At 64.1% G+C, this 17858-nt stretch carries 13 protein-coding genes; 11 read left to right on the forward strand and 2 right to left on the reverse strand.

The genetic code is table 11. The features are described from left to right. Positions 1-39 precede the first annotated feature (39 nt). Both PCA31118_RS10220 and PCA31118_RS10225 read right to left on the reverse strand, forming a co-directional pair. Positions 40-2265, reverse strand: a complete 2226-nt coding sequence (locus PCA31118_RS10220) for a xanthine dehydrogenase family protein molybdopterin-binding subunit (RefSeq protein ID WP_150625078.1) — start codon at positions 2263-2265, stop codon at positions 40-42. 17 nt (positions 2266-2282) lie between these two features. Next, positions 2283-2741, reverse strand: coding sequence for a (2Fe-2S)-binding protein (locus PCA31118_RS10225; RefSeq protein WP_150625079.1), 459 nt, complete (start codon positions 2739-2741; stop codon positions 2283-2285). Between the two features lie 588 nt (positions 2742-3329). On the opposite strand from PCA31118_RS10225, the gene PCA31118_RS10230 reads away from it, so the two are divergent. The 11 genes from PCA31118_RS10230 (at position 3330) to PCA31118_RS10280 (ending at position 17835) form a co-directional block, all read left to right on the forward strand. Continuing rightward, positions 3330-7325, forward strand: a complete 3996-nt coding sequence (locus PCA31118_RS10230) for a DUF3683 domain-containing protein (RefSeq protein ID WP_150625080.1) — start codon at positions 3330-3332, stop codon at positions 7323-7325. A 98-nt stretch (positions 7326-7423) separates the two neighbouring features. After that, positions 7424-9112, forward strand: a complete 1689-nt coding sequence (locus tag PCA31118_RS10235; protein WP_150625081.1) for a Na+/H+ antiporter — start codon at positions 7424-7426, stop codon at positions 9110-9112. A 92-nt stretch (positions 9113-9204) separates the two neighbouring features. After that, entirely contained in the window at positions 9205-9642 is a 438-nt protein-coding gene (locus PCA31118_RS10240; protein WP_150625082.1) for an HIT family protein, read from the forward strand. 273 nt (positions 9643-9915) lie between these two features. After that, positions 9916-10329: a gamma-butyrobetaine hydroxylase family protein gene (locus tag PCA31118_RS10245; RefSeq protein ID WP_150625083.1), complete on the forward strand. Its 414-nt coding sequence runs from the start codon at positions 9916-9918 to the stop codon at positions 10327-10329. 57 nt (positions 10330-10386) lie between these two features. Next, positions 10387-11121: a bifunctional demethylmenaquinone methyltransferase/2-methoxy-6-polyprenyl-1,4-benzoquinol methylase UbiE gene (gene ubiE, locus PCA31118_RS10250; RefSeq protein ID WP_150625084.1), complete on the forward strand. Its 735-nt coding sequence runs from the start codon at positions 10387-10389 to the stop codon at positions 11119-11121. Between the two features lie 274 nt (positions 11122-11395). Beyond that, on the forward strand, positions 11396-12382 hold the full coding sequence (locus tag PCA31118_RS10255) for a Tim44 domain-containing protein (protein WP_150625085.1): 987 nt from the start codon (positions 11396-11398) through the stop codon (positions 12380-12382). Positions 12383-12528: 146 nt separating this feature from the next. After that, complete coding sequence (locus PCA31118_RS10260; protein WP_150625086.1) at positions 12529-13152, forward strand: ubiquinone biosynthesis accessory factor UbiJ; 624 nt, start codon at positions 12529-12531, stop codon at positions 13150-13152. Positions 13153-13155: 3 nt separating this feature from the next. Beyond that, complete coding sequence (gene ubiB, locus PCA31118_RS10265) at positions 13156-14715, forward strand: ubiquinone biosynthesis regulatory protein kinase UbiB (RefSeq protein ID WP_150625087.1); 1560 nt, start codon at positions 13156-13158, stop codon at positions 14713-14715. 106 nt (positions 14716-14821) lie between these two features. Then, entirely contained in the window at positions 14822-15454 is a 633-nt protein-coding gene (locus tag PCA31118_RS10270) for a methyltransferase (RefSeq protein ID WP_150625214.1), read from the forward strand. A 463-nt stretch (positions 15455-15917) separates the two neighbouring features. Next, the gene (locus tag PCA31118_RS10275) at positions 15918-17363 is read left to right on the forward strand and encodes a high affinity choline transporter 1 (protein ID WP_150625088.1); all 1446 of its coding nucleotides are present in this window, start codon (positions 15918-15920) and stop codon (positions 17361-17363) included. A gap of 130 nt (positions 17364-17493) precedes the next feature. After that, positions 17494-17835, forward strand: a complete 342-nt coding sequence (locus tag PCA31118_RS10280; protein WP_150625089.1) for an FmdB family zinc ribbon protein — start codon at positions 17494-17496, stop codon at positions 17833-17835. The last annotated feature ends 23 nt before the right edge of the window (positions 17836-17858 follow it).

The raw sequence follows: 17858 nt of genomic DNA on the forward strand, positions 1-17858 counted from the left end.
CTTGCTGACGCACCGATGTGTCGGTGCGCCAGCGATGGCTCAGGCGGTCGCCGTCAGATCGAACGGCAGCGCGCGCAACCGCTTGCCGGTCAGGGCCGCGATGGCGTTTGCATACGCCGGTGCGAGCGGCGGCAGACCCGGTTCGCCCATGCCCGTGGGCGCATCGCCCGAGGCCACGACATGCACGCTGATGGCCGGCATGTCGGTCAGACGCGCCACCGTGTACTGATGGAAGTTGCTTTGCTCCACCTCGCCTTGCTTGAGCGTGATCGCCGCGCCCGGCAAGGTCGTGCCCAGCCCCATCAACGCCGCGCCTTCGACCTGTGCGGCCACCGTCAACGGGTTCACGGCGAAGTTGCAATGCACGCCGGCCACCGCGCTCACCAGTCGCGGCGCATTGTTGCGCATCTCCGCCACGACAACGTACGCAACGACCGAGTCGAACGACTCGTGCACGGCCACACCCCAGGCCTGACCGTCGGGCAGCCTGGTCTTGCCGTACCCCGAGCGCTCGACCGCCAGGGCCAGCGCATCGCGATGCCGCGGGTGCTTGTCGCCCAGCAACGCATAGCGATAGGCCACCGGATCCTGGCCGGCGTTCTTCGCCAACTCGTCGATCAGCGTCTCCATGACGTACGCCGTGTGGGTGTTGCCCACCGAGCGCCACCACAGCACCGGCACGTTGACCTGCGGGCTGTGCAGCGCAAGACGTAGCGGCACGGCATAGGGGGTGCCGGACACGCCTTCCACGCTCGTGCCGTCGATACCGTTCTTGACCATCATCTTCTCGAACGGCGTGCCCTGGAGAATCGACTGGCCGACGATGGTGTGATTCCACGCGAGCACGTTGCCCTTGGCGTCGACACCGATCTCAGCACGGTGCACGTACATCGGACGGTAGTAGCCGCCGTGGATGTCGTCTTCACGGCTCCAGATCACCTTGACCGGTTCGCGATGACCCGCCCGTCGCCATGCCTTTGCGACCTGCGCCGCTTCGACGCCGTAATCGGACGTGGGCACCGCGCGACGGCCGAATCCGCCCCCGGCCATCAAAGTGTGCAGCTTGACCTGCTCGGGCTTGAGATCGAGCGTGCGCGCGATGGCGGCCTGATCGACGGTCTGGAACTGGGTGCCGGTCCAGACTTCTGCGCCCTTGTCCGAGAGTTGAACGGTGCAGTTCAGCGGCTCCATCGGCGCATGTGCGAGGTACGGGAAGCTGTACTCGGCGACGATCGTCTTCGGGGCGCCCTTGAGTTTGGAAACATCAGTATCGATGGCGACGATGCCGGGAGTCTTGGCCAATTCCTTGAATCGGGCCAGTTGCGCGGTCGTGTCGACGTGTTCGACGCCGCTGGTGTCCCACTCGGCCTTGAGCGCCTCGCGGCCGGTTTTCGCCTGCCAGTAGCCATCGGCGATGACAGCCACGGCAGTACCGCCACGGTCGTCAGGAATCTCCAGGACGTCGCGCACGCCCTTGACGGCTTTCGCGGCCTTGGCGTCGAACGACTTCACCTTGGCGCCGAATACCGGCGGACGAGCGACGACTGCGACTTTCAGGTTCGGCAGCTTGAAGTCCATGCCGTACATCGGCGTGCCCGTAGACTTGGCTTTGGCGTCCAGGCGGCGCGTCGGCTTGCCCAGCAGGCGGAAGGTCGACGGATCCTTGAGCGCGACATTGGCGGGCACGGGCAACGCCTGCGCTTTGGCGGCGAGGCTGCCGTACGTTGCGCGCTTGCCGTTCGGGCCGATCACCACGCCGTTTTCCGTGCGCAACTGGTCTGCGGGCACCTTCCATTGCTGCGCGGCCGCCGCAATCAGCATGGCGCGGGCCGAGGCGCCGATGCGACGATATTGCATCCACGAGTGAGCGACGGAGCCCGAGCCCCCCGTCATCTGAATGCCGAACATGGGGTCCTTGTACGCGTCGCCGGCCGGCGCCAGTTCGCCGCGCACCTTGGCCCAGTCGCAATCGAGTTCTTCGGCGACGAGCATTGGCAGCGCGGTCTGCACGCCCTGACCGAAGTCGAGGCGGTTGACCTGAATGGTGACGGTGTCGTCCGGGGCGATATGAACGAAGGCGGACGGCACGACGGGCGCTGCCGCCGCGCCTTGCGCGCTCGCCGTGCGCATCATGCCCGGCAGCGACATTTCGAGCATCAGGCCACCGGCTGCGATGGCGGACGTCTTGAGGAAACCGCGACGGCTCACGCCGGCGAAGTCGCCCACGGCCACGCCGGGACGTTGGGAGAAACGAAGTTCACGCATTTCGGTGTCTCCTCATCTCAGGCCAGCGACGCGGCGGCGTCTTTGATGGCCGCACGAATGCGGGCGTAGGTGCCGCAACGGCAGATGTTGCCGGCCATGGCGGCGTCGATCTGTTCGTCGTTGGGGGTCTTGTTCTCGCGCAGCAGGGCGGTGGCGGACATGATCTGGCCGCTCTGACAGTAGCCGCACTGGGGCACGTCGTGTTTGACCCAGGCGTCCTGCACGGCCCGGCCGACCGGATCGGCGCCGACGTTCTCGATCGTGGTGATCTTCTTGCCTTCGACGGCAGACACCGGCGTGACGCAGCTTCGGATCGGCGCGCCGTCCATATGGACGGTGCAGGCGCCACACAACGCCATGCCGCAACCGAATTTGGTGCCGGTCATGTTCAGGGCGTCGCGCAGGGTCCAGAGCAGGGGAGTGGCTGGGTCGACATCGACCTTCACCGGTTTGCCGTTCAGTTGGAACGAAGCCATGGATGCACCTCTTGATGGGTGGATAGGGGGCGGGGACCGCTAGAACATACTCCCATTCCCCGGAAATTTCAGTTCAGAAATGTGTTGCAAGTCGTTGTATCCAAACGGATATAGCGCACGACTATTGTTGTGAAAGTCACATGAGGTCAGGGGAATGAGCGGGGGCAGGGGCGCGTCGTGAAGGCGGCATCAACGTTGCAATGAGGGCAGTGCATCGTCTGCAAAGAGTGGATTCGCGCGCCTTGCGGGGGATTTCGGTGCGGGACCGACGTGTTGCGGTGCAATGAAGTACAATTCGACCTACATTCCCCTACCAACACTTTCCCAAGCCGGAAGAAAGATCTGGGCATGCGCAACAACTGCCTCACCCCTCTGTGCTTCTGCTCGATGACCGGACACGATTCGTCATCGACGTCCTCGCACGGCAGTCGTCGATCTCGTTGACCGCAGATCGTCCGTTGCCGGCCCGCGCGCATCTGTCGCGCTTGCGGCCGGCATCTTCAGCGCATACCCGATTTTGACTTTCGGCGCGTCTCGCGAGACGAACGCCGACGGCGGATGCACCGCCGCACTGACGAGCCCGACAAGATGAACGCACCCTTGCCTGCCTTCGAGCCGCACGACGCAAAACATGCCGTAGCCGCCCAGCCGCCGCGCCTGCGCGAAATTCCCTACAACTACACTTCGTTCTCGGACCGCGAAATCGTCATGCGCCTGCTCGGCGCGGACGCCTGGGCGATTCTTGACGAACTTCGCGCCGAACGCCGCACCGGCCGCTCGGCGCGCATGCTGTACGAAGTGCTCGGCGACATCTGGGTGGTGCGTCGCAACCCCTATCTGCAAGACGACCTGCTCGACAACCCGAAGCGTCGCAAGCTGCTGATCGACGCGCTTGAGCACCGTCTGAACGAAATCGACAAGCGTCGCCGTGCCGACGTGGCCGAACACGCCGACGCGCATGGCCGCGAACGCGCCGCGCGCGTCGAGCAACTGGAAGTCGCCGCGCGCCGCGCCGTGGCGGAGTTTGCCGCCGAGTTCGACAAGATGGCGGAGTTGCGCCGTCGCGCGAAGAAGGTGCTCGGACGCACGACCGCCAGCGACAACATCAAGTTCGACGGCCTGTCGCGTGTTTCGCACGTCACCGACGCGACCGACTGGCGCGTGGAGTACCCGTTCGTCGTGCTCACGCCGGATAGCGAGCTGGAGATGGCGTCGCTGGTCAAGGGCTGCTTCGAGTTGGGGCTCACGGTGATTCCGCGTGGGGGCGGCACCGGATATACGGGCGGCGCGATTCCGCTCACGCCTTTCTCGGCCGTCATCAATACGGAAAAGCTCGAACAGCTCGACGAAGTCGAATACGTTCAGTTGCCGGGGGTGGACAAGCCCGTCGGCACGATTTTCTCGGGCGCGGGTGTGGTGACGCGCCGCGTGGCCGAAGCCGCCGAGCGCGCCGGCCTCGTGTTCGCCGTGGACCCGACATCGATCGATGCGTCGTGCATCGGCGGCAACGTGGCCATGAACGCGGGCGGCAAGAAAGCCGTGCTGTGGGGCACGGCGCTGGATAACCTCGCCTGGTGGCGCATGGTCGATCCGCAAGGCAACTGGCTCGAAGTCACGCGCCTCGATCACAACCTGGGCAAGATTCACGACATTCCGGTCGCCCGCTTCGAACTGAAGTGGTATGACGGCAATCAGGCGCCCGGCGCCGCATTGCTCAAGACGGAACTGCTGGAAATCGAAGGCAAGCGCTTCCGCAAGGAAGGGCTCGGCAAAGACGTCACGGACAAGTTCCTCGCCGGGCTGCCGGGCATTCAGAAAGAAGGCTGCGACGGCCTGATCACGAGCGCGCGCTGGATTCTGCACAAGATGCCGGCCCATACGCGCACCGTGTGTCTGGAGTTCTTTGGTCAGGCGAAGGAAGCGATTCCGAGCATCGTCGAGATCAAGGACTACATGTTCGCGCAGACGGCGGCCGGCGGCGCGATTCTTGCCGGTCTGGAACATCTGGACGAGCGCTATCTGCGCGCCGTGGGCTACGCCACGAAGTCGAAGCGCAATGCGTTCCCGAAGATGGTGCTGATCGGCGACATCGTCGGCGACGACGACAACGCGGTCGCGCAGGCCACCTCGGAAGTGATTCGCATGGCCAACGGCAAGAGCGGCGAAGGCTTCGTCGCCGTGTCGGCCGAGGCGCGCAAGAAGTTCTGGCTGGATCGCTCGCGGACTGCCGCGATCGCCCGCCACACGAACGCCTTCAAGATCAACGAAGACGTGGTGATTCCGCTGCATCGCATGGGCGAGTACACGGATCACATCGAACGCATCAATATCGAGCTCTCGCTCAAGAACAAGCTGCAACTCGTCGACGCGCTCGAAACGTTCTTCGAAGCGGGCAACCTGCCGCTCGGCAAGACGGACGACGCCAACGAGATTCCGTCGGCCGAACTGCTCGAAGACCGCGTGCAAACGGCGCTGACGATGCTTCGCGAAGTCCGCGCGCGCTGGGAATTCCTGCGCGATAACTTCGAAATGCCGCTCGCCGAGGCGATTCCGCTGCTCAACCGTCACGGCATTCGCGAGATCAACGTCGCACTCAACGAGCGTTTGAACAAGCAACCGGAAACGCGTCTGATCGATCTGCTTCAGGATCGCACGGTGCGCATTTCGTGGAAGCAGGAGATCCGCGCGGAACTGCGCCAGATCTTCACCGGCGGCGAGTTCAAGCCGATCCTCGACGAGGCGCAGGCGATTCACAAACGCGTGCTGCACGGCCGTGTCTTCGTTGCCCTGCACATGCACGCCGGCGACGGCAACGTGCACACGAACATCCCGGTGAACTCGGACAACTACGAGATGCTCCAGGATGCGCACAAGGCCGTGGCCCGCATCATGGACATCGCGCGTTCGCTCGACGGCGTGATCTCGGGCGAGCATGGTATCGGGATCACCAAGCTGGAGTTCCTGACCGAAGCCGAAATCGGCGAGTTCCGCGCCTACAAGCTGCGCGTGGACCCGGAAGGGCGCTTCAACAAGGGCAAGCTGCTCAACCTGCCCGAACTGCCGGCCGATCTGCGGAACGCCTATACGCCCAGCTTCGGGCTGATGGGTTACGAGTCGCTCATCATGCAGCAGTCGGACATCGGCGCCATTGCCGACAGCGTGAAAGACTGCCTGCGTTGCGGCAAGTGCAAGCCGGTGTGCGCCACGCACGTGCCGCGTGCGAACCTGCTCTACAGCCCGCGCAACAAGATTCTGGCGACGTCGCTGCTCATCGAGGCGTTCCTGTACGAAGAACAGACGCGTCGTGGCGTGTCGATCAAGCACTGGGACGAGTTCAACGACGTGGCCGATCACTGCACGGTCTGCCACAAGTGCGCCACGCCCTGCCCGGTCAAGATCGACTTCGGCGACGTGACGATGAACATGCGCAACTTGCTGCGCAAGATGGGCAAGAAGAAGTTCAACCCGGGCGCGGCTGCCGGCATGTTCTTCCTGAACGCGACCAACCCGGAGACGATCAACATCACCCGCAAGGTGATGATCGACTGGGGCTACAAGGCGCAGCGTTTCGGCGCGGACATTTTCAAGAAAATTGCGAAGAAGCAGACGGCGCATCCGCCGGCGACCGTCGGCAAGCCGGCGCTGCGCGAGGAAGTGATCCACTTCGTCAACAAGAAGATGCCGGGCAACCTGCCGAAGAAGACGGCGCGCGCGCTGCTCGACATCGAAGACAACAAGGTGGTGCCGATCATTCGCAATCCGAAGGCCACGACCGTGGATTCGGAAGCGGTGTTCTACTTCCCGGGCTGCGGCTCGGAGCGTCTGTTCTCGCAGGTCGGTCTGGCCACGCAGGCCATGCTCTGGCACGTGGGCGTGCAGACGGTGCTGCCGCCGGGCTATCTGTGCTGCGGTTATCCGCAACGCGGGTCGGGGCAGGGCGAGAAGGCCGAGAAGATCGTGACGGACAACCGCGTGCTGTTCCATCGCATGGCCAACACGCTGAACTACCTCGACATCAAGACCGTGGTGGTGTCGTGCGGGACTTGCTACGATCAGCTGGCCGGTTATGAATTCGAGAAGATTTTCCCGGGCTGCCGCATCGTGGACATTCACGAATATCTGCTCGAGAAGAACGTAAAGCTCGAAGGCGTGAACGGTACGCGCTACATGTATCACGACCCGTGCCACACGCCGATCAAGACGATGGACCCGGTCAAGCTCGTGAATCAATTGATGGGCAGCGAGAACGACGGCTACAAGATCGAGAAGAACGATCGTTGCTGTGGCGAATCGGGTACGCTGGCGGTCACGCGTCCGGACATCTCGACACAGATCCGTTTCCGCAAGGAAGAGGAGATGCGCAAGGGCGCGGCGAAACTGCGGGCGGACGGCAAGGTGGACGACGTCAAGATCCTGACGAGCTGCCCGTCGTGCCTGCAAGGCCTGTCGCGCTACAACGAGGACGCGGACGTCACCGCCGACTACATCGTCGTCGAGATCGCCAAGCACGTGCTGGGCGATCAGTGGCTGGTGGACTACGTCAAGGATGCGAACAACGGCGGTATCGAACGCGTGCTCGTCTGATGATCTTTCTGCCCCTTCCTCCCCGTCCTCTCCTTCTGCCCCCGCTGCGCCTGGCGGGGAACGCGGCCGATGCCTGACCGACGGATCACGGAGGTGGCATGGAGGTAGTCTACACAGCACTGATCCTGCTGTTCGTCGTGGCGCTGACCGGCGTGCTGGTCAGCTTCGTCCGGTTCCTGCCCGTGCCGCTCGTGCAGATCGCCGTGGGTGCCGCGCTCGCTTATCCGGGCGCGGGCCTGCACATCGATCTCGACCCTGAGATCTTCTTCCTGCTGTTCATTCCGCCGCTGCTCTTCGCCGACGGCTGGCGCATGCCCAAGCGCGAGTTCTGGCACCTTCGGGTGCCGATCATCGCCATGGCGCTCGGCCTCGTGATCTTCACCGTGCTGGGCGTTGGCTACTTCATCCACTGGATGATTCCCTCGATTCCGCTGGCGGTTGCGTTCGCACTCGGTGGCGTGCTCTCGCCGACCGACGCCGTTGCCGTCTCCGCGCTGACCGGGCGCATGCGCATGCCCACGCGCCTTATGCACGTGCTCGAAGGCGAGGCGATGATGAACGACGCCTCCGGTCTGGTGGCGTTCAAGTTTGCGCTGGTGGCCGCCACGACCGGCATCTTCTCCATCGGCAACGCCACGTTCTCGTTCTTCGTGATTGCGATCGGCGGCCTGCTCGCGGGCTGGGCGGTGACCTGGCTGTTCACGCAATTCCATCGCCGCGTGCTCGACGCCTCCACCGAAGAGCCCGCGACCGTGGTGCTGCTCCTGCTGCTCATGCCGTTTGCCGCCTATCTGCTTGCCGAGCATTTCGGGTTTTCCGGCATTCTCGCGGCCGTGGCGGCGGGCATGACGGTCAGCTCCACGGATCTGCTCAACTCTCGCACGGCCACACGCATTCTCGGCAACGGGGTGTGGTCGATGCTCGAATTCGTGTTCAATGGCGCGGTGTTCGTACTGCTTGGCCTGCAATTGCCCGACATCGTGCGCGCGGCCCTGCGCCCGAGCGAGCACCTTTGGGGCACGCTGGTAAATCTGGGCGAGCTGATGTTCTACGTGGGCGCCATCTCGGCGGTGCTGATCGTGCTGCGCTTTTGCTGGGTATGGGTGGCCTGGCGGGTGATGTATTTCCTCGGCATGCGTCGCGGGGAAATCACGATGAAGCCCGGCATTCGCTTCACCGGTGTGACGGCCCTGTCCGGCGTGCGCGGGGCGGTGACGCTCGCCGGTGCGCTTTCCGTGCCGTTGGCGCTGCCGGGCGGCGCGCCGTTCCCAGGCCGCGACCTGCTGATTTTCCTTGCCGCCGGTGTGATCCTGCTCTCGCTCATAGGCGGCAGCCTCGGGCTGCCGGTACTGCTGCGCGGTGTGCGCTGGCCGGTCGAAGACCCGCGCAATCGCGAGATGGGCGAGGCGAGGCTTGCGGCGTCGGAAGCGGCGATCCGTGCCGTCGAATCGTTGCAGAAGGTGATTGCGAAGTCGGGCGACGAACTGGACACGGCCGTGTGCGCCGAAGCCGCCGCCCGGGTGATGGGACGTTATCGCCGCACGCTCAATGCGTCGACGGCGACCGACGAGATGCGCGAGCGCGCGGTGCGGGAGGTGGAAGTGGAGCGTCGTTTGCGCGCGGCGGCGTTGCAGGCCGAGCGCGTGGAGCTGTCGCGTCTGCGCATTACGCACCGCATCAACGACGAAACGCTGCGCGAACTGCTCAGCGAAATCGATTTTGCCGAACTCGCGCTCGGGCCGGTCGATCCTGCGACGGGCAAGCGCCGAAAGGGCAGAAAGCACTGACGTGAGGCGCGCGCCGAGTGCTGAGGGCTTGTGCTCGATAGTGAGTGATAGTGATCGATAGTGAGCGATCGCCAAGGGAAGGGAGAGCGTAGATGGAATGTCCGTTTTGCGCCGGTGACGGCGGTGAAGTCGTATGGCGCGATCCGGTGCTGCGTGTGGTGCTGGCGAACGAAGCCGGTTACCCGGGCTTTGCCCGCGTGATCTGGCACGCGCACGTGGCCGAAATGAGCGATCTGCCGCAGGCCGCGCGCGAACATGTGATGCGCGCCGTGTTCGCCGTCGAGACGGCACAGCGCACGGTGATGTCGCCGCACAAGGTCAACGTGGCGAGTCTGGGCAATATGGTGCCGCACGTGCATTGGCATGTGATCCCGCGTTATCGCGACGACATTCACTTCCCCGGCTCGGTGTGGAGTGCCCCGCAACGCGAATTGCCGCAAGCCGTGATCGCCGAGCGCTCGGCGTGGATGCCTGCGCTGCGCGAGGCCATCGTGGCAGAATTGGAGCGAATCCCGGGATGGCCGGCGTAAGCTGCGGGCCAAGCCGGTCGCGTTCTGGCGGCGATCGCTCCCCGACGAGGGCAGGCGCGGGGGCGTTTGCGATGTCGCGGGTGTCTTGCCGGTGCGCGCACCCGAAATCCCGAGGCCACGCGTCGGTCGGCATGACCGCTCGGGGCTGAGCAGCTATACTGCCCGCCGACGTGCGGCACGAGGTGCCGCCGCAGGTGTCACTTAACGTGTCAACCGAATGTGCCACGGAATGTGTCACAAACCGGCACGCAATGAATTTTCTGGAGCAAGACCATGGCTGGGCTGGAGAAAGACACGCCGATTCCCGTTTCCCTGACGCTGCATCGCGCTTCGAAGGTGCTGGAACTCGGTTACGAAGACGGCAAGACTTACCGCCTGCCGTTTGAATTGCTGCGTGTGCTCTCGCCATCGGCGGAAGTGCGCGGTCACGGTCCGGGGCAGGAGACGCTGCAAACCGGCAAGCGCGACGTCACGCTCAACGGCCTGGAGCCGATCGGCAATTACGCGGTGCGTCCCGTGTTCTCGGATGGACACGACACCGGCATTTATTCGTGGGACTTCCTCTACGAGCTGTGCGTGCGACAGGACGCACTGTGGCAGGAGTACCTGGACAAGCTCGCGGCAGCAGGTGTCGATCGCGACACGCCGATGCCCGCGCCGTCCGCAGGTGGCTGCCACCACCATTGAGGTTCCGGTGATGCGCGCCTGAGCGTGCGCTCGCTTACATGATTTTGGAGATGTGCAATGGGTGATCAGACCCACTTCGGTTATGAAACCGTAGACGAGAAGGAAAAGGCCGGCAAAGTCGCCGAAGTGTTCCATTCCGTCGCCAGCAAGTACGACATCATGAACGACCTGATGTCGGGCGGGCTGCACCGCATCTGGAAAGCGTTCACGATCGGGCGTGCTGCTGTGCGCCCGGGCTTCAAGGTGCTCGACATCGCGGGCGGCACGGGCGATCTCTCGAAGGCGTTCGCACGTCAGGCGGGACCGACCGGCGAAGTGTGGCACACCGACATCAACGAATCGATGCTGCGCGTGGGGCGCGACCGTCTGCTCGACGACGGCATCGTCACGCCGTCGCTGCTGTGCGACGCCGAGAAGTTGCCGTTCCCGTCGAACTATTTCGACGTGGTAAGCGTGGCGTTCGGCCTGCGCAACATGACGCACAAGGACGCGGCGCTTGCGGAAATGCGCCGCGTGATCAAGCCGGGCGGCAAGGTCATGGTGCTGGAATTCTCGAAGGTCTGGCAGCCGCTGGAAAAGGCGTACGACGCTTATTCGTTCAAGGTGCTGCCGTGGCTCGGCTCGCGCATCGCGGGCGACGCCGACAGCTACCGCTATCTGGCCGAATCGATTCGCATGCACCCGGATCAGGAAACGCTCAAGTCGATGATGGAAGACGTCGGCCTCGAACGGGTCGAGTATCACAACCTGACGGCGGGCGTCGTAGCGCTGCACATCGGCCGCAAGTTCTAAGTACACGCTCACTTACTGGCTTCGCCCGACTTGTCAGACGTATCAAGACTTATCCGGGCGAATCTGACACCCCAGACCCCATGCCGCGCCCCGGACGGTGGAAAATTTCCACGCCGGGGCGTTTTGTCTGGAATCCCTAAGAACAAGCTAATTTTGCTGTGGCAGAATCGCCCGACGCCTTATCTGGTTTCAGTACGTAAAAAGCGGCTGAACCATTTGGGTTGACGTCTGTCAATAGACAGCAACCTATAAACTCCACGGAGAGACCAGAACGATGTTCCAGTTCCTGAAAAACAAGCTGTTGTTGGGCGTTGTGGCCGGCGTAGTGGCGGTCGGCATGACGATCGCGGACGCTGACGCCAAGCGCGTTGGCGGCGGCCGGAGCATCGGCAAGCAGTCCAACACCGTGACGCAACGTCAGGCCACGCCGCAACAACCGGCGCAAGCCGCACCGGGCGCCGCCCCGACGCAGGCAGCACCGGCCGCCGCCGGCGCAGGTGCCGCGGGTGCGGCTGCCGCCGCCAAGCCGGCCAACCGCTGGCTCGGACCGATCGCCGGTCTGGCCGCCGGTCTCGGTATCGCCGCGCTGCTGTCGCACTTCGGCATGGGCGGTGCGTTTGCGAGCATGATGGCCAACGTCATCATCATCGCGTTGATCGCCTTCGCCGTGATGTGGATCATTCGCCGTTTCCGCGGCAACAAGTCGCAGTCGCAGACGCCGGCCTATGCAGGCGCAGGCAACGACGCTTCGAATAACTCGCTGCGTCAGTCGTGGGAAAACGAGTCGCGTCAACAACCGGCCCAGCCGTCGCATCTGGCCGGCGCATCCGGCCTGCCGGTGGCCGCCGGTGCCGCAGCGGGCGCCGCCGCGACGGAGTCGTTCGGTGTGCCGGCCGGTTTCGATACGGAAGGCTTCCTGCGCAGCGCGAAGGTGTACTTCAACCGTCTGCAAGCCGCATGGGACAAGGGCGATCAGGCCGACATCAACGAGTTCACCACGCCGCAGATGTTCGCGGAAATCAAGATGGATCTCGAAGAGCGCGGCAAGTCGACCAACCGTACGGATGTCGTGCAGCTTGACGCCGAACTTCTCGGTATCGAGCAGTCGACCACCGAGTACATGGCAAGCGTTCGCTTCTCGGGCCTGATCCGCGAAACCGAAGGCGCCGCCGCCGAGCCGTTCAACGAAGTGTGGAACCTGACCAAGCCGGTGACCGGCAACGGTGGCTGGGTGCTCGCCGGGATTCAGCAGCTCAGCTAAGCTGGCGACGTTTTTGCCGTAACCTGCCTTACAATGAGAGCCCGCGCACCGAAGCGCGGGCTCTTTTGTTTTTGCCGTCCGAAGATCGTTGCCGGACGGCGTCTTTCGGTGCGACCGGTGTTCAGCGCCGGTCGGCCGCCTAGCTCATGACCGTAGCCGCCAAAGCCTTTGCCGCCACCGTGAACCATCTGCTTGCCCGCGAACCGTGGGCACGCGAGCGCCTGCGCCATCACATCGGTGCGTCCGCCCGGTTGGCCATGTCCCCAGTCGACCTGCGCCTGCGCGTGGGCGACGACGGCTATCTCGCCGCCGCCGAAGCCAATTTCCCCTGCGACGTCAGTATCTCGGTGCCCCCGGCGGCGCTGGCCGATTTTGCGGGAGGCGGGCAGGCCGCCGTGATGCGTCACGTCAAGATCGAAGGTGACGCCGAGTTCGCCAACACGGTGTCGTATCTTGCCCAGCATCTGCGCTGGGAGGCTGCGGAAGACCTCAGCAAGGTGATCGGCGACGCTGCCGCGCACCGTGTAACCGAGACCGGCAAGGCCGCCGTGGCAGGCGCACGCCGCACGGGGGGCACGCTGGCGCGTTCGCTAGCCGATTATCTGGTCGAAGAGAATCCGATGCTTGTGGCGCGACCCCGACTCGATGCCATGCGTGCGGATATCGGTACGTTGCGTGACGACCTCGCGCGGCTGGAAAAGCGCATCGAGAAGCTCGAACGTCAGACGGGGACTGCCATTGCGGCGCCTCGCACTCACGGAGGCCGTTGACCGATGCGTCTTCTGCGTCTCATCAAGATCTTCTTCGTCTGCTACCGGTACGGTCTCGATGAGCTGGTGCTCTCGAGCATTCCCCATCCCTTCACGCGAGCGCTGCTGCGCGTGCTCACGATCGGCCGCAGCGGTCTGAAGGCGCCGCGTGGCGAACGCCTGCGTCTGGCGCTCGAATCGCTCGGGCCGATCTTCGTGAAGTTCGGGCAGGTGCTCTCCACGCGCCGCGACCTGATGCCGCCCGATATCGCGCTGGAACTCGCGCGTTTGCAGGACCAAGTGCCGCCGTTCGATCCGCAGGTGGCGCATGCGAGCATCGAAAAGTCGCTGGGACGTCCGCTCGAAGAAGTGTTCGTGGAGTTCGAGCGCATTCCGGTGGCCAGCGCGTCGATTGCCCAGGTGCACTTCGCCAGGGTTCGCGAGGGCGAACATGCGGGCAAGGACGTCGCCGTGAAGGTGCTGCGCCCGAACATGCTCGGTGTCATCGACAGCGATCTGGCGCTCATGCGGGATCTGGCAGGTTGGGTCGAACGCCTGTGGCCGGACGGCAAGCGCCTCAAGCCGCGTGAAGTCGTCGCCGAATTCGACAAGTACCTGCACGACGAGTTGGACCTGATGCGCGAAGCCGCCAACGCCGCGCAGCTTCGCCGCAACTTCATCGACTCCGGCATGCTGATGGTGCCCGAGATCTATTGGGAGTTCAGTTCCAGTTCGGTGCTCGTGATGGAGCGCATGTACGGTGTGCCGATCAGCCAGATCGACGTGCTGCGTGAAGCGGGCGTGGATCTGAAGAAGCTCGCGCGCGAAGGCGTCGAGATCTTCTTCACGCAGTTCCTGCGCGACGGCTTCTTCCACGCGGACATGCATCCGGGCAACATTCTGGTCAGTCTCGACCCCGCCACGTTCGGCCGCTACATTGCGCTCGATTGCGGCATCGTCGGCGCCCTGTCCGAGTTCGACAAGAACTACCTGGCGCAGAACTTCCTTGCGTTCTTCCGTCGCGACTACCACCGTGTGGCGTCGCTGCATCTGGAGTCGGGCTGGGTGCCGCCCGATACGCGTGTGGAGGAACTCGAAGGGGCGATTCGCGCGGTGTGCGAGCCGTATTTCGATCGTCCTCTCAAGGAAATTTCGCTTGGGCTGGTGCTGATGCGTCTTTTCCAGACGTCGCGCCGCTTCAATGTCGAAATTCAGCCGCAGCTCGTGTTACTGCAGAAAACGCTGCTCAATATCGAGGGACTGGGGCGCCAGCTGGATCCGGATCTGGACCTGTGGAAGACCGCCAAGCCGTTTCTCGAACGCTGGATGGCCGAGCAGATCGGGCCGCGTGGCTGGCTGGAACGCCTGAAGGCCGAAGCGCCTCAATGGAGCAAGACGATGCCGCAATTGCCGCGTCTGATCCATCAGGCGCTCGCCGCCCACGCGCGTGGTCAGGACGACACGCTGCTGTTGGCGTTGCTCCAGGAGCAGCGCCGCACCAATCGGTTGCTCACGGGCGCGTTTTGCCTTGTCGGCGGCATTGCCATCGGCGTGCTGACGGCGTTCGTGTGGCTGTATAGCTGATCCGGCATTTCTCGAACGAGGCGCAGTGGTGAACCTTCGCAAATTTGACGCCGTGACGCACGCACAGCATGGGGAGAAGGGGGAGCATGGGACGCGTGCCGGCGATATGCCGGCGTCGGCCGGGGCGCCCGACGTGCCGTCGTTCGCGCATCGGGATCCGTCGCAAGCGGCGTTCTGGGACGAGCGCTTCGCCCGATCTTTCACGCCGTGGGACGCGGCCGGCGTGCCTCAGGCGCTGCGCGCTTTCGTGGCCGCCGAGGCAACCGAGGGCGTGCCGCGTGCCACGCTGATTCCCGGTTGCGGCGCGGCCTACGAGGCCGCGTGGCTCGACACGCAGGGCTGGCCCGTGCGCGCCATCGATTTCTCGCCGATGGCGGTCGCGTCGGCCAAAGCCCAGTTGGGCCAGCGAGCCTCGCTCGTCGAACAGGCCGATTTCTTTGCGTACACGCCGCCTTTCACACTCGACCTGATCTACGAACGAGCATTTCTCTGCGCGCTGCCTCGCGACCTCTGGCAGGACTACGGGCGTCGCATGGCGCAGCTCCTGCCGCCGGGTGGGCGTCTGGTGGGGTTCTTCTTTCTGAGGGAAACGCAAAAGGGACCGCCGTTCGGCATCGCGCCGGATGCACTCGACGCGCTGCTGGCGTCGGACTTCGTCTGTGAGGACACCCGGCGCGTCGACGATTCGGTCCCCGTGTTCGCTGGCGCCGAACACTGGATGGTCTGGCGGCGTCGCTGAGTCCGCGTTGTTCGGGCGTACGATCCCGAGACGTTCGGAAGTGTGTCCGGGGGTATGTTCGGGGGTATGTTCGGAGGTGCGTTCCGGCGTCCGTTCGCGCGTGGAGCAATGCCTACGCGGCAAGCGGCGGCCGTCGCCAAATGCCGGTAACGTTCGTGCAGCCGTCGCGTATTTCCCGATATTTGCCACGAATCTTCAGCGGATTTGTGATTTTTTCCCCGCCCGTCTTCCGCGCCGCTATAATCGGCCCAAAATTTTTCGCCAGGTGGCAAGAACGGGCGCCCCCGAGCGCTGAATCGCATCAGCCCCGTCATGCACGACCTGATTTTCTGTTGCCCGGAAGGCTGCGGCCCAAGGCTAGGTTTCGTTGGCTTGCGCGGCGGCTTCATGCGGCCGAATCACGTCCGCCATTGACGATTCCCGGCCAGCGACCACCGCCCTGGGGCTTGGCTGGGGCCGCGTTATGCTGATCTGGTTTGTCATTCTGTATTGGGTCATTTCGGTGGCCATCGGGCTGTTGGCCGCCCTCAAGGTCCGCAATACCAAGGATTTCACCGTCGCCGGCCGCCGTCTGCCCTACGGCATGGTCGTGGCGGTCGTGTTCGCCACCTGGTTCGGCTCGGAAGCGGTGCTCGGCATTCCGGCCACCTTCATCGGCGAAGGCCTTCGCGGCGTGGTGGCCGACCCGTTCGGCTCGTCGATGTGCCTGGTTCTCGTGGGCATGTTCTTCGCCCGCAAGCTGTATCGCATGAACCTCATGACGATCGGCGACTTCTACAAGCTCAAGTACAACCGCACCGTCGAGGTGGTGACGTCGATCGCCATCGTGATCTCGTACCTCGGTTGGGTCGGTGCGCAGATCAAGGCGCTCGGTCTCGTGTTCCACACTGTGTCAGGCGGCGCCATGTCGGAGCCCACGGGCATGATCATCGGCGCGGTCTCGGTGCTCGCCTACACGCTGCTGGGCGGCATGATCTCGGTGGCGGTGACCGACTTCATCCAGATGATCATCATCGTGGTGGGGCTCGTCTACATCGCTGTGGTCGTGTCGGGCATGGTCCCCGGCGGGGCGGAAGCCGTGATTGCCCACGCGGCGGACGCCGGCAAGTTCGTGTTCCTGCCCGAGATGAATCCGGCCGACGTGCTGGCGTTCATTGCGGCGGGCGTGACCATGATGTTCGGTTCGATCCCGCAGCAGGACGTGTTCCAGCGCGTGATGTCGTCCAAGTCGGAGAACATTGCCGTCTCCGGTTCGATCACGGGCGGGGTGCTGTATTTCTTCTTCACGTTCATCCCGATTTTCCTCGCCTACTCGGCGCTGCTCATCGCGCCGTCGATGGTGCAGAAGTACATCGGCACCGATCCGCAACAGATTCTGCCTCAGTTGGTGCTCACCAGCGTGCCGATCGTCGCGCAGGTCATGTTCTTCGGGGCGCTGCTCTCGGCCATCAAGAGTTGTGCGTCGGCCACGCTGCTGGCGCCGTCGGTGACGTTTGCCGAGAACATCATTCGCCCGATGCTCAAGGGGCGCATCGACGACAAGCATCTGCTGCGCCTGATGCGTATGGTCGTGCTGTGTTTTACGGCGCTGGTGCTTGTGTACGCCCTGAACTCGAAGGCATCGATCTTCCAGATGGTCGAGAGCGCCTATAAGGTCACGCTGGTGTGCTGCTTCGTGCCGTTGGCTTTCGGCCTGTACTGGAAGCGTTCGAGTTCGCTGGGCGGCACGCTGGCCGTGTTCTTCGGCCTGGTCGTGTGGATTGCCTGCGAAGCCTGGGCGCCCCAGGCGCTGGTGCCGCCGCAACTCGCCGGCTTGCTGGCGTCGATTGCAGGGATGGTCGTCGGCTCGCTGCTGCAACCGGCCGCCGAGCGCGATCAGCCGCCCGAGCAGCGGGTCTCCACGATCTGACGCGGCCCGGGGTGGCGCCGGCCTTGATCTTCAACGGCGCCAACCCCATATATCACCGTACAAATCCCGAAAGCCTTGTGAAGCGGTTATAATTCAAGGCTTTGCGCGCCTTTTTCCGTCGAAAAGAATCATGCCTATCTACGCCTATCGTTGCGAAACATGCGGTTTCGCGAAAGATGTGCTGCAAAAAATGAGCGATGACCCGCTCTCCCAGTGCCCGGAATGCGGCAAGGACACGTTTCGCAAGCAGGTGACTGCGGCCGGGTTCCAGCTCAAGGGCTCGGGCTGGTATGTGACCGATTTCCGCGGCGGCTCCGGTGGCACGAGCGCTCCGGCGTCCGGTGCAACAGGTGCAGCAGGTGCGGCGGCAGCGTCCGGCGAGAGCGCCTCGGCGTCGGCTCCGGCATCCGGCGGCAGCGAATCGTCGAGCGCCTCCGCAGCGAGCTGCGGCGGTGGTTGCGCCTGTCACTGAGCCCTTCCGTACGGGAATCGCGC

This window comes from Pandoraea captiosa (assembly GCF_902459775.1).
Taxonomy (GTDB): Bacteria; Pseudomonadota; Gammaproteobacteria; order Burkholderiales; family Burkholderiaceae; genus Pandoraea; species Pandoraea captiosa.